General features: G+C 49.8%; 12 protein-coding genes and 1 pseudogene. 4 read left to right on the top strand and 9 right to left on the bottom strand.

The genetic code is table 11. From position 1 onward, the window contains the following. Positions 1–55: 55 nt before the first annotated feature. The gene (locus FD23_RS06660) at positions 56–358 is read right to left on the bottom strand and encodes a cupin domain-containing protein (RefSeq protein WP_230844788.1); all 303 of its coding nucleotides are present in this window, start codon (positions 356–358) and stop codon (positions 56–58) included. Between the two features lie 156 nt (positions 359–514). Here FD23_RS06660 and FD23_RS06655 point away from each other — a divergent pair, with 156 nt between their 5' ends. Then, positions 515–1987 (top strand): glycoside hydrolase family 1 protein, encoded by a 1473-nt coding sequence (locus FD23_RS06655; RefSeq protein ID WP_013439055.1) that lies wholly within the window; start codon positions 515–517, stop codon positions 1985–1987. A 52-nt stretch (positions 1988–2039) separates the two neighbouring features. Here FD23_RS06655 and FD23_RS06650 read toward each other — a convergent pair whose 3' ends face one another. The 5 genes from FD23_RS06650 to FD23_RS06630 form a co-directional block, all read right to left on the bottom strand. After that, positions 2040–2258: a hypothetical protein gene (locus FD23_RS06650; protein WP_025896133.1), complete on the bottom strand. Its 219-nt coding sequence runs from the start codon at positions 2256–2258 to the stop codon at positions 2040–2042. Between the two features lie 49 nt (positions 2259–2307). Further along, positions 2308–2523 carry a hypothetical protein gene (locus FD23_RS06645; protein ID WP_025896134.1) on the bottom strand — a complete coding sequence of 72 codons (216 nt, stop codon included), beginning with the start codon at positions 2521–2523 and terminating at the stop codon, positions 2308–2310. 101 nt (positions 2524–2624) lie between these two features. Next, positions 2625–3437 carry a transporter substrate-binding domain-containing protein gene (locus tag FD23_RS06640; protein WP_025896135.1) on the bottom strand — a complete coding sequence of 271 codons (813 nt, stop codon included), beginning with the start codon at positions 3435–3437 and terminating at the stop codon, positions 2625–2627. A 51-nt stretch (positions 3438–3488) separates the two neighbouring features. Beyond that, entirely contained in the window at positions 3489–4238 is a 750-nt protein-coding gene (locus FD23_RS06635) for an amino acid ABC transporter ATP-binding protein (protein ID WP_025896136.1), read from the bottom strand. Next, on the bottom strand, positions 4235–4954 hold the full coding sequence (locus FD23_RS06630) for an amino acid ABC transporter permease (RefSeq protein ID WP_152790522.1): 720 nt from the start codon (positions 4952–4954) through the stop codon (positions 4235–4237). The genes FD23_RS06635 and FD23_RS06630 overlap by 4 nt, the downstream gene beginning before the upstream one ends. A 411-nt stretch (positions 4955–5365) precedes the next feature. On the opposite strand from FD23_RS06630, the pseudogene FD23_RS06625 reads away from it, so the two are divergent. Next, positions 5366–6127, top strand: a pseudogene (locus tag FD23_RS06625) (nucleoside phosphorylase). A gap of 79 nt (positions 6128–6206) precedes the next feature. Here the strand turns inward: FD23_RS06625 and FD23_RS06620 are convergent. The 3 genes from FD23_RS06620 to FD23_RS06610 form a co-directional block, all read right to left on the bottom strand. Then, on the bottom strand, positions 6207–7469 hold the full coding sequence (locus tag FD23_RS06620; RefSeq protein ID WP_025896138.1) for a carboxylate--amine ligase: 1263 nt from the start codon (positions 7467–7469) through the stop codon (positions 6207–6209). 93 nt (positions 7470–7562) lie between these two features. Further along, on the bottom strand, positions 7563–8528 hold the full coding sequence (locus FD23_RS06615) for an ATP-binding protein (protein WP_025896139.1): 966 nt from the start codon (positions 8526–8528) through the stop codon (positions 7563–7565). 141 nt (positions 8529–8669) lie between these two features. Continuing rightward, on the bottom strand, positions 8670–10064 hold the full coding sequence (locus tag FD23_RS06610) for an amino acid permease (protein WP_025896140.1): 1395 nt from the start codon (positions 10062–10064) through the stop codon (positions 8670–8672). Positions 10065–10140: 76 nt separating this feature from the next. On the opposite strand from FD23_RS06610, the gene mmuM reads away from it, so the two are divergent. After that, positions 10141–11073, top strand: a complete 933-nt coding sequence (mmuM, locus tag FD23_RS06605) for a homocysteine S-methyltransferase (protein ID WP_052933544.1) — start codon at positions 10141–10143, stop codon at positions 11071–11073. 55 nt (positions 11074–11128) lie between these two features. Beyond that, positions 11129–11281, top strand: a complete 153-nt coding sequence (locus FD23_RS09400; protein WP_230844789.1) for a YbaK/EbsC family protein — start codon at positions 11129–11131, stop codon at positions 11279–11281. Positions 11282–11561 lie beyond the last annotated feature (280 nt).

Below are 11561 nucleotides of genomic sequence, written 5' to 3'. Positions count from 1 at the left end.
TGACCGCATTTACCGGCGTAGATAGTCAAAATCTGCTAGATGTTATGGTAAGTGTTCAATTTATTCTTGCAATTGGCGAAAAATTATTGTCAATAATCAGTCCCATCACATAATAATACCGGTCTTTGTGCCCCGTCGCGGCATGAATCTGTGAGCTGTCAATAGCCCAGATATCGCCGGAATTGTAATGGTGGGTCTGGCCAGCAATGACAACCTTGAAGTCTTCCCCAGATACCAAATAATCGATTTCGATTCCGGTATGCCAGTGGGTGGGGGCTTTAGGAGCGTAATTTGATCTTTTGAAAAATTTGAAGGGGAGGCGGGCGAGATTGTCGATCTCTTCGTAAGCAATGGGCATGTCCTTTTCTCCTTTATGAATTGTCCCTAAGTGCTTTAAGAAATGGGGAGTAATCGCTTTCCTATATGATACCATACTGTTTGTAAGAGCAAATAGCTTGCTGCTACAACTGATTTAGACGAATAAACCTGAACTTACAATTTAGGAGGAAAAATAATGGCTCATTTTAGAAAAGACTTTTTGTGGGGCGGCGCCGTAGCTGCTAACCAAGTTGAAGGTGGATACAACGAAGGCGGCAAGGGCTTGTCAGTGACTGACATTACCACGGCCGGCTCTTTGGAAAGTCCGCGTTATCTGACTTACACTTTGGATGGCAAGGATGGCAAAGTAGCTGGGATGTTCGCCAGCTCCTTGCCAAAGGGCGCTAAGGGGAAGATTTTTGACAATGAATACTACCCGAACCATGTAGCGATCGATTTTTACCATCACTACAAGGAAGACATCAAGATGTTCGCGGACATGGGCTTTAAGGTATTCAGAACTTCCATTGCCTGGACGCGGATTTTCCCAACCGGTGAAGAAGACAAGCCAAACCAGGAAGGGCTGGACTTCTACCGCAGAGTCTTTGAAGAATTGAAGAAGAACGGGATTGAACCATTAGTTACGATTTCCCACTATGAAGACCCATTGGCTTTAGGCGAAAAGTACAACGACTGGCAAGACCGCAAGATGATTGACCTCTACGTTAAGTACGCGACGACCTTGTTCAAGGAATACAAGGACCTGGTTAAGTACTGGCTGACCTTCAACGAAATCAACTCATCTTTGATGTTCTTGAAGCTGGTGGGTGATGGCAAGGTATCTGATGCAGATTACCAAAAGGCTTACCAAAAGCTGCACCACCAATTCGTTGCTTCCGCTAAGGCAGTTGTTGCAGGCCACAAGATCAACCCAGACTTCATGATCGGGAACATGATTGCCGGTTCTGTTTACTACCCAGGCACTCCTGATCCAAAGGATGCTTTGGCTGCTCGCTATGAAGAAGAATTGAGCCAGCTTTACTGTGCTGACGCGCAAGCTAAGGGTGAGTATCCAAGTTTTGCCAAGCGCTTATGGGATGAACACAATGTTCATTTGAAGATTGAAGATGGCGACCTTGAAGTCATGAAGGAAGGTAAAGTTGACATGTACACCTTCTCATACTACATGTCAAACATGGTTACCACCCATGATGTTGGCGAAAAGGCTAAGGGCAACTTCGCTGCCGGCGCTAAGAACCCATATCTTGAATACTCTGAATGGGGCTGGTCAACTGACCCAGACGGCTTGCAACTGTACTTGGAAAAGATGTATGACCGTTATGGCATCCCAATGATGGTGGTGGAAAATGGTCTTGGTGCCGTTGATAAGCTAGAAGATGGTACTGTTCATGACGATTACCGGATTGACTACTTGAGAAAGCACATCAAGGCGATGGACAAGGCAGTTGAACATGGGGTTGACCTGCGTGCCTACACGACTTGGGGCTGCATTGACTGCGTTTCTGCTGGAACTGGTCAAATGTCCAAGCGGTATGGCTTCATCTACGTTGACCGTGATGACAAGGGCGAAGGTACGCTTAAGCGCCTGCCTAAGGATTCATACTACTGGTACCAAAAGGTTATCGCTTCAAACGGCGATGAATTATAAAATTAAAGCGTAAGAAAAGCGGACAAGTTTGCCTTGTCCGCTTTTTTGCTGCTTACTTTTTCTTGAGCAGGTATTTGTACATAGGGCGGTCTGCTTCGGGGATGCCCAAGAGGTCCATGGCTCCATCCAGAGTTAAGTTAATGGTGTTGAGAATGTTGAGCAAGTAATATCTAGTCACCTTCTCAGTCGTTTCTTTAGTCACTTCTTCAGTCGTTTCCTTCTTGGCCCGGTCAAGCTTGACCTGGATAAATTGTGGCATTATTTCAGTCATGGTAGTCACCTAGTTCTTATCTCTTTTTTCCAATTCCTTGATTAACTCGTCAAAGGCATGCGTCTCCGACAGCATTGGTCTGGATGAAGTATTCCGCTAAGCAAAAGAAGGCACTCTTGGAGCGCTGATTCAGCTCTTTTGCTGACAAGTCGCTGATCCGGTAAAAAGCCTTGATCTCGTATCTGGCAACCACACCGCCTACATCGGCGTAGGCCACCACAGCAGCGGCAGCAATGCTATGGTCTGCGTAGTAATCGAATTCCACGCTTAAAGCACACTATCCCATATAATTCTCTGCATCTAAAAGGAGCCAGTTCCAAACCGGAACTGACTCCTTTTCTTTTGTCTTCATTTTTTGCTTGAAGCTTAGTTGCTCTTAGTGATATCAGCCCCAAAGTACTTGATGGAGAGCTTCTTCAAAGTGCCTTCTTTTCTGACTTCGGCTAAGGCCTTGTTGAACTTGGCCAAAAGCTTGGTGTTCTTCTTGTTGAAAAGAGCGGAAACCTTAACTGGATCAACTTGCTTGGACAAGTCGGTCATCTTTAAGTCCTTGGTGTTGTTATCCTTGGCATACGCATACCAGGCTTCAGCGGCATTGATTGTCCCGTCCACGCGGCCTTGGCGGACTAAGGACAGACTGGTTGAAAAATCCTCAGAAGGAACGATGGTCCCCTTGTACTTCTTAACCAGGGCCGCGTTGTTGGTCCCAGTGCCTTCAGCCCACTTTTTCCCTTGGATCTGGCTTAACTTGGTAACCTTGCTGGACTTTTTGGTGATCAAGGCGTAGCGGGAATAAATGTAAGGGTCAGAGAAATTGTAGACCTTCTTGCGTTCTGGTGTTTGAGTGATGTTGTTCAAAACTACATCGTACTTGCTAGAGCCCAGGCCGGCGATCAAGGAATCCCACTTGGTTGGAACAAACTTGGCTTTTAAGCCCAGCTTTTTAGCAACGGCCTTGCCTAAGTCGACTTCAAAACCGGTCAGCTTGCCGCTCTTCCGGTAAGAATATGGGGCATAAGTGCCTTCCAGACCGATCGTCAAAGTCCCCTTGCTGGTCAGTTCTGACTGGTAGGAAGAAGAACTTGAGGATGAGCTGGAAGATGAGGAGCAAGCGGCCAGGCTGGCGCCAATTCCCGCAACTGCTAAAAAGGACAAGATTTTCTTGATTGATTTTTTCATGATGTTTCTCTTTTCTGTTTATATTTTTAGTTTTGCGATTTTTGCTAAAAATCAGTCCAAGCTGGCCAGGGACATGGAATTAAGGAAGTCCTGGATCCGCTGGTTGTCATTGTCTTGAGCAAAAAATTTCCCGGCATCTCCATCGTAGAGGATCTCTCCGTTTTCCACAAAGACGATCTTGTCGGCGACCCGCCGGGCAAATGCCAGATTATGGGTTACGATGACCAGGGACTGCTTTTCCTTAGCTAGTTCCAAGAGCACCTTCAGCACTTCCATTTCCAGTTCGGGGTCCAGGGCACTGGTCGGCTCATCTAGCAAGATGTATTCGGGATGCATGGCCAGGGACCTGGCGATCGCGACTCTCTGCGCCTGCCCGCCAGAAAGCGTCTCTGGGTAAAAGTCTGCTTTGTCGGCCAGGCCTACCTTGGCCAGGAGCTGCTTGGCTTCAGCCTCCGCGTCAGCCTTCTTTTTCCCTAGAACCTGGACAGGGCCTTCGGTCACGTTCTGCAAGACCGTGAAGTGGGGGAAGAGGTTGTAGGACTGAAAGACCATCCCGGTCTTCTTGCGGACAGTTAAGATATCCGCGTCTTTGATTTTTTGGGAAAAATCAATGTGGAGCTCATCCAGGTCAAAGTTTCCGCTTTCCGGCCGCTCCAGCAGGTCTAAGGAGCGGAGAATAGTGGATTTCCCGGAGCCGGATGGGCCAACCAAAACGGTAGTTTTGCCGGCAGGGAAGTCCAGAGAAATGTTTTTTAAAACTTGGTGGTTGCCAAAAGTCTTGTTTACCTTAGTGATTTTCATGCTTCTGCCTCGCTTTCTTTGCTATGCCGGCTGCTTGCCTTTTCAAGCCAGCCCTGGAGCCAGGAGAGGACGCTGCAGAAGAGAGCGTAAACCAGGGCAACCAGGCTGTACATGATCAGGGGCTGGTAGTTTTCCGCGGCGATCTGCTGGCTGACTTCAAACATTTCCACAATGGTGATTGAGGCTGCCAGGGACGTGTCCTTGACCAAGCCGATGAAGCTGTTGGACAAAGGCGGGATGGAAACTTTTAGAGCTTGGGGCAGGATGATTCTTCTCAGAGTCTTTCCCCGGTTCATGCCGATGGAAGCAGCTGCTTCCCATTGTTCGCGCGGCACGGATTGAATAGCAGCCCGGATCGTCTCTGAAGCGTAGGCCCCGGTGTTCAAAGAGAAGGTGATAATGCCGGCGGTAAAAGGAGCCAGTTTGATCCCGTTAGGCAAAAGGCCGGGGATTTTTAAATAAGGCAGGCCGAAGTAGACGATAAAAAGCTGCACCAGCAGGGGTGTTGACCGGAAGAGCCAGACATAGAAGCGGAAGATAGCCTTGATGATTAAAAAGCCGCCGCCCTTGTCTGAAATCCTCACCAAGGCAGTGACCAGCGCGATGATCAAGCCAAGAATGAAGGAAATGATGGCCAGGGTGATGGTGTATTTGAAACCGGCCGCGAAGATTTGCGGCAGGTAGTCGGTGAAAATGCTGTGTAAAATTTTTGACAGCTCCTTTCTAGCAAAGCAGGACAAGCCAGGTTTGTATTAGAACCGAATTAAAGGCCAGGACAAAAGAAAAAGGCCCAGTCAATAGTGACTGAGCCTTGGCAATAAGCCTGGTCTGATATCGCGAAAGAACCGCTTGGTCCTTTACGGACTGACAGAAAAGCCGTCACTATCGTAAATTTGCATAGCAAAACACATGCCGCACATCATGCCGCAAGCACACATAGTGTTCGTGTTTTGACCAGAAAAGTTAGTCATGTCAGCTTTTCCTTACTTACAAAATTAAAGTATATTTAAAAGATACACTAGCCGCTAATCTTTGTCAAGCTTACTCTGTCTGTTACAGAAAATCTTTTCACCAAAAAGTAGTAATTTGTTATACTTTAACTTGCTTAAACTGGAAAGGACTAGATTATGGTCGAGAAAAACGAATTGCCGATTTTGGAATATGATCCGGTTTCCCAGGAAGTTCTGAAGCCGGGCCATGATAATGAAGGCGTAAGGCTGCCGGAAAAATGCCTCTTTGCCTTCTTAGGGGACGAAGTCGATAAGTATGCCGAGCAGGTAAAGGCAACTGTGGCTGACCACTTTATTACGATTGACCGCCTGCGGCCGATCTATATTATTGAGAACCAAGGTGAGTAGCTGTGCTTATGCCGGGCACCATTAGGTGGTCCCGCCGCCCAGTTCATGGATGCTTTGATCGCCCTTGGCTGCCGGAAGTTTCTGGCTGTTGGCTCCTGCGGGACCTTGGTGGACATTAAGGAAAACGACTTCTTGATCCCGACCCGGGCTTTAAGAGATGAAGGCACTTCCTACAAGTACCTGCCGGCTAGCCGCTATGTAGACCTTGACCCAGTAGCTGTTGAAAAAATTGGCCAAGGCTTAAAAGAGCAGGGACTACCGTTTGAGCCCTGCACGACCTGGACGACTGACGGCTTTTTCCGGGAAACCCAGGACATGGTCGAATACCGACGCGGGGAAGGCTGCCAGGTGGTAGAGATGGAGTGCGCCTCAATGGCTGCTGTTGCCGCTAAACGGGGCGCTGAATTCGGCCAGCTCCTCTACACGGCTGATTCCCTGGCTAACGTGGAGGCGCATGATGACCGCGATTGGGGTCAGGCCTCCCAGGCCAAAGCCCTGCACATTTGCCTGCGGATTATCCACAACTTTTAAACAGGACAGAAAAATAGTTCGCAAAAAAGAGGGATCTTCCACAAGATTCCTCTTTTTCCTGTGCATAAGTTTGTGTTTCTTACTTTTTCTCGAAGTACTGCTCCTTATTGACCTTGAAGTACTTCTGGTAATCCTTGTAGTAGTTGTGGTACATGTGCTTCATCAAGAGCCAGCGCTTGACGTTCATGTCCGGCTTATAGAAGACCGTGGTGCCCACCTTGCCGGCCCGCAGAAGTGCCAAGGCTTCCTTTTTGGCCAGGGAGTCGACCGCGTATTGTTCAAAAATCTTGTCCGGTACACCCAACCAAAGCTTGTGCTTGGCCGGATCCAGGTTGCCGTAAACAACTGGCTGGTCCTTAAGCGAGTCTTCCACATAGTCGTCCACATACCACTTAGCCAGGTTGTAGCCGTTCAAAGTGACGTAGAAGCTGGACCGGCCTTGGCGGAGGTTGATCTCAAAGAACTTGTACTGGCCGTCGCGGACGTCGTACTTGATGTCAAAGTTGGCCATGCCCGTGTAGTTGATCTTTTCCAAAAAGGCCTGGACAGTCTGGTAGAGCTTCTCGTCATAGTCCGGCGCGATTACCATGTAGTTGCCGATGGCAATCGGGTCCGGGTCTTCCAAGAGGGGGTGGCCCAGGCACATCATCTTGACCTGGTGATTCTTGTCCACATAAGCGTTCAAGACCCGCATGTTGGAGTCATCGCCCGGGATGAAGTCCTGCAAAATCAAGTCCTCCTTGTAGCCATTGGTGTAGATCTTGCCCACAATATCCTTGAATTCGTCCAGGTCCTTGATGACAAAAGCCTTCTTCCGCCCTTCAAACTGGACGTCCAGCCAGGAAACCGGGTCTTCCGGCTTTAAAACGACCGGGAAGGGGAAGGGTACGTCGGCGTAAGAACCATCCTTGTAAGCGGACATAGTGATGACCTTGGTCTTCGGGTAAGGCAGGCCGTATTCTTCACAGACCTCGTAGAAGCCCTCCTTAGAAATCAGTTTTTCCAAGAGGGCGTAGTCGATATAAGGAACGATGAAGGCCTCTTCCAGTTCCTGCTTGTGCTTGGCTAAAAGTTCTGAGTAACCGTCCCCGCAGGAGATCAAGATCACCGGTTCCGGGTGCTTCTTGTATTCCTTGATCTTCTCGCGCATAACCTTGATGAATTCCGGGTCTTCAGTAAGGCCCGGGTGAACCTCGATGTCAACGATCTTTGAATACCGGGTCGGGGCTAAAGTGGACGCGCCCCAGGCCTGGACCTTGATCCCGTAAGCCTCGTGGAAGGACCGAGCCATCCCGTAAACATTGATGTCGCTGCCTAAAAGAATCGGAGTAAATTGTTGCATGATTGTTGCCAGATTTCTATTGGATTGTAATTTTTTGGATAAAAAAAGTCCCTACCTATGTTAGCACGTTTAGTCAGGAACCGAACTGTTTGTTTATGAATTTTCGCTGATCCAGTAGCGGATGGCCTTGGCTTTGCCCCGCTTGAGAACCAAGCCACTGTTTTCCATCTGCCGCAAGAGCCGGGTCGCCGTAGCTGGGCTGACCCCTAAGAGCTCCTCAATATCGCTTCTGATAAATTCCCCATGCTCTTTGCCAAAAGCCAAAACGGTTTCTTCATTGCCAGTTGCCCGGGCCTTTGGCTTGGGGGCTGGGCTAAGGGAAGGAGCAGGTGTTACCGCCTTTTTGACTGGTTTAGAAGCTGCTTTAACAGCTGCCTGGTAATGGGGTAGGACCACCTTAAAAGAGCTGGGAGCGGCTAGAATCTGGGGCGCAAGGCGGCTGCCCTTGTAGGCACTCTTGATTCTGGCTAACCCCGTTCCGTAGGATTCCACCAGCTTCAGCTGGTAAAAGAGGTCAGCCAAGCGCTTGTTCCGGCAAACTGACAGGCCCAGCTGGATGTCTTCCAGGCTAATCCCGGGCATGAGGCCGCCAAAAGAAATGAATTCCACCCGGTCTGTGTATAAGTTGATCAAGCTGCTGGCCGGGTTGCTGTAGTCCCTGTGGATAATCGCGTTCATCAAGGCTTCTCTTAAGGCCTGATTGGGGTAGGCTGGCCGGTCTTCCCGGTAAAGTCCCTTAATCTGGCTCTCTACTGGGTTGTGCTTTTCCAAAAAAGCGTAGACCTGCTGGAATTGAGCGGCCAGGGAACCGGTAAACTCCTGCCGGTCCAGGAATTCATCCTGGTCTGTCCCCTTAAAAACAGCGCACTTGATCGTGTAAGGGCACTGGTCAGAGACCAGGAGGTCGAAATTACTGAACTGGAGGATGCCGAACTGGCTGGACGGCGGGCTAAAGGGGAGACCCTGCTGGTCAAAAAGGGCCTGCAGGGAGTTGAAGGTCAAGTCCTGGCGGGGAGAAAGCTGGTTTTCAAAGCTGCTGGAATCATTTGGCGTAAGCATGGCGCGCCTCCTTTTTACTGCTTGCAATCTAATCATATTTTAGCGAATCGCGTCAATGTCGTCAACGATTTGATTAGATTTGATTAGATTTGATTTGATTCGATTCCCAGGCAAAAAGAAAAGCGCCCGAAGACGCTCTTGTTAAAGGCTGGTCTGCTTTTTCTCCTGGTTTTTAGCATAGAAATGGTGGGCGACGTAGCAGAAGATCACGAATGGAATCGTCGCGTACAAGGCTATCCTCTGGGAAGGGTCAAACCAGATCAAAAGGCAGGAGGCCAGGCTGGCGATAAAGGCAAACCAAGGCGTGAAAGGATAGAGGGGGGTCTTGAACTTGAGCTCGCCCTCCGTATGCCCTTCTTTCAGCCACTTCTGCCGGAACTTGAGCTGGCACAGGGCGATCGCCATCCAGACGAAGACCACCGCCACGCCGGAGATGGAAACCAGGACCAGGTAGATCGTGTCAGCCGCGTAGACACTGGTCAAGAGGGAGAAGACCCCACCCAGCATGCTTATCAGCAAGGAGATGGCCGGAATCCCTCTTTTGTTGGTTTTTGCAAAAACAACTGGGATAGTTCCCTCATTGCCCAGGGACCAGAGCATTCTGGTTGAGGCATAGAGGCCGGAATTGCCGGCAGAGATGATGGCCGTCAAAACGACGAAGTTCATCAAGTCGCTGGCAAAAGGAATCCCCATCATGTTAAAGACGTGGACGAAGGGACTTTCGGTAACGCCGGCTTGCTTGTAGGGGATAAGGCAGGCCATGATGAAGATGGAGCCGATGAAGAAGATGATTAGCCGCCATAAGGTGGTGTGGATGGCCTTAGGCAGGGTCTTTTCCGGTTCCTTGGCTTCCCCGGCCGTGATCCCGATCAGTTCCGTCCCCGAGAAGGCAAAGTTGACCGTGAGCATAGTGGTAAAAAAACCGCCAAAACCAGTCGGGAACCAGCCGTCCTCGGTCAGGTTGGTCAAACCTGGTGCTCCCTGGCTGCCTTTTGAAGGAATAACTCCGACCACCGCCAGTCCCCCTAAGATGATGAAGGCGACGATTGCCGCTACCTTGACGGCCGCGAACCAAAACTCGCTTTCCGCGAAAATCTTGACCGAGAAGAAATTGGAGAGGAAAATCAAAATCATGAAGACCAGGCTCCAGATCCAGACGGGGACAGAGGGAAACCAGTGCCGCATGATAATCCCCGCCGCGGTAAACTCGCTGCCCAGGGCAATAGTCCAGGTCAGCCAGTAGAGAATGGCGACCGTAAAGCCGGTGGCCGGATTAAGCAGGTTCTTAGCGTAAACGTGGAAGGAACCCGTGTAGGGCATGGCCACCGACAATTCGCCCAGGCAGAGCATGACGGCGTAAACCAGGATCGCCCCGAAGAAATAGGCGATAATCGTGCCGATGGGTCCGGCCTGGCTGATGGTATATCCCGAGCTTAAGAAGAGACCGGTCCCGATGACCCCGCCCAGGGAGATCATCTGAATATGCCGGGCTTCCATCTTCCGCTCGAGGTGGTCGACTTTTTCTTGTTGAGCCATAAAAATACCTCTTCAAAACAGATTGGTTTTTATTAAAATAAACAGTAACATGATAACACATGATGGAGGAAAAACGATGGCGGATTTACCAACCCTTCTGACCCAAGGCCCGGTGACTTTGGACGGGTCCATGTCCACGCCGCTTGAAGCCTGGGGCGAAGACACCAATTCCGACCTCTGGACAGCCAAGGCCCTCGCGGATAACCCAGACCTGGTCTACCGGGTCCACCAGGAGTACTTCAAGGCCGGCGCCCGGGTCACGATCACCGACAGCTACCAGGCCAGCCTGTCGGCCTTCATGAAGCACGGATTAAGTGAGGACGCGGCTCGAGGCTTAATCAGAGAGTCAGCTGCCGTGGCCATTAAGGCCAGAGACGACTTTGAAAAAGCGACCGGCATCCACAACTTCGTGGCTGGTTCAGTTGGCCCTTACGGAGCCTACCTGGCTGACGGCAGTGAATACCGGGGCGACTATGCTTTAAGCCATGAAGAATACGTGGACTTTCACGCCCCGCGGATTGAAGAATTAGTTGCCGGCGGGGTAGACTGCCTGGCGGTTGAGACTCAGCCTAAGCTGAGCGAAGTCAGAGCTATTCTGGACTACCTCAAGGCCAAGTACCCGGACCTGCCGGTTTACGTCAGCTTTTCCTTAAAGGATCCGGCCACTATCAGCGAGGGCCTGCCTTTAACTGAAGCGGTCGAGGAAGTCAGCGCCTATGCCCAGGTCTTCGCGGCCGGGGCCAACTGCTTCAAGCTGGCCTGGACTGTCGATGTGGTGAAAAATCTCCGCGCTTCTAAATTGCCAATCGTCGTTTACCCTAATTTCGGGGCCGAATACGATCCTTCTGTTAAAAAGTGGGTCTACCCGCCGGAAGCCGCGGACTTTGGCCAGGCGGGGGCTGACTGGCTGGCGGCCGGGGCAAAACTGGTCGGGGGCTGCTGCACGACGATGCCGGAAGATATCGCCGGACTTGCCGCCGCGGTCAAAAAGGTTTATACTGCTTTTTAAAATATTTCTAATCTTAGATTAATAGGCTTCTTGAGCAGAGAAAGCAGGTTAAACAATGGCAGTTGAACGAGTAAAAGATTTTTTCAAAGATACTGACGTTAACGTAATTGAACTTCCTGAGTCTTCAGCCACCGTGGCCTTGGCCGCCCAGGCTCTGGAAAAATACTCTGACTATACGGCCTGGGTGGACGTGACCAAGACAGCTTAAGCAAAATAAAGAGAAACAAAAAACGCGAACCGGCTGGTTCGCGTTCTCTGTGATGTGAAAAATTACACTGATAACAATACCAATTTGCCACAGATAAAGTTCAGCGTTTGGTGTTACGCTCAACCTAATCGTAATTTTCTCATCTTAATGATAATACTTTCATTTTATCTCGTAAAGTACTAAGGGTGCTTTTTTTTAAGGTTCAGTATAAATTCTTGTGTAAATAGAAAATAGGCAACAAAAAAAGAAGGGTTGTCCCTTACAATGTTAATAACGACAA

Origin of the sequence: Lactobacillus delbrueckii subsp. delbrueckii DSM 20074 = JCM 1012 (assembly GCF_001433875.1) — a bacterium.
Classification (GTDB): Bacteria; Bacillota; Bacilli; order Lactobacillales; family Lactobacillaceae; genus Lactobacillus; species Lactobacillus delbrueckii.
Note: the sequence above shows the minus strand (reverse complement) of the source record. Positions and strands in the feature narration are given on the sequence as shown.

What these genes read in the sequence shown, in the direction of transcription:
- FD23_RS06660 (WP_230844788.1), bottom strand. Translation starts at nt 358, where the DNA reads ATGCCCATTGCTTACGAAGAGATCGACAATCTCGCCCGCCTCCCCTTC.
- FD23_RS06655 (WP_013439055.1), top strand. Translation starts at nt 515, where the DNA reads ATGGCTCATTTTAGAAAAGACTTTTTGTGGGGCGGCGCCGTAGCTGCT.
- FD23_RS06650 (WP_025896133.1), bottom strand. Translation starts at nt 2,258, where the DNA reads ATGACTGAAATAATGCCACAATTTATCCAGGTCAAGCTTGACCGGGCC.
- FD23_RS06640 (WP_025896135.1), bottom strand. Translation starts at nt 3,437, where the DNA reads ATGAAAAAATCAATCAAGAAAATCTTGTCCTTTTTAGCAGTTGCGGGA.
- FD23_RS06635 (WP_025896136.1), bottom strand. Translation starts at nt 4,238, where the DNA reads ATGAAAATCACTAAGGTAAACAAGACTTTTGGCAACCACCAAGTTTTA.
- FD23_RS06620 (WP_025896138.1), bottom strand. Translation starts at nt 7,469, where the DNA reads ATGCAACAATTTACTCCGATTCTTTTAGGCAGCGACATCAATGTTTAC.
- FD23_RS06615 (WP_025896139.1), bottom strand. Translation starts at nt 8,528, where the DNA reads ATGCTTACGCCAAATGATTCCAGCAGCTTTGAAAACCAGCTTTCTCCC.
- FD23_RS06610 (WP_025896140.1), bottom strand. Translation starts at nt 10,064, where the DNA reads ATGGCTCAACAAGAAAAAGTCGACCACCTCGAGCGGAAGATGGAAGCC.
- mmuM (WP_052933544.1), top strand. Translation starts at nt 10,141, where the DNA reads ATGGCGGATTTACCAACCCTTCTGACCCAAGGCCCGGTGACTTTGGAC.
- FD23_RS09400 (WP_230844789.1), top strand. Translation starts at nt 11,129, where the DNA reads ATGGCAGTTGAACGAGTAAAAGATTTTTTCAAAGATACTGACGTTAAC.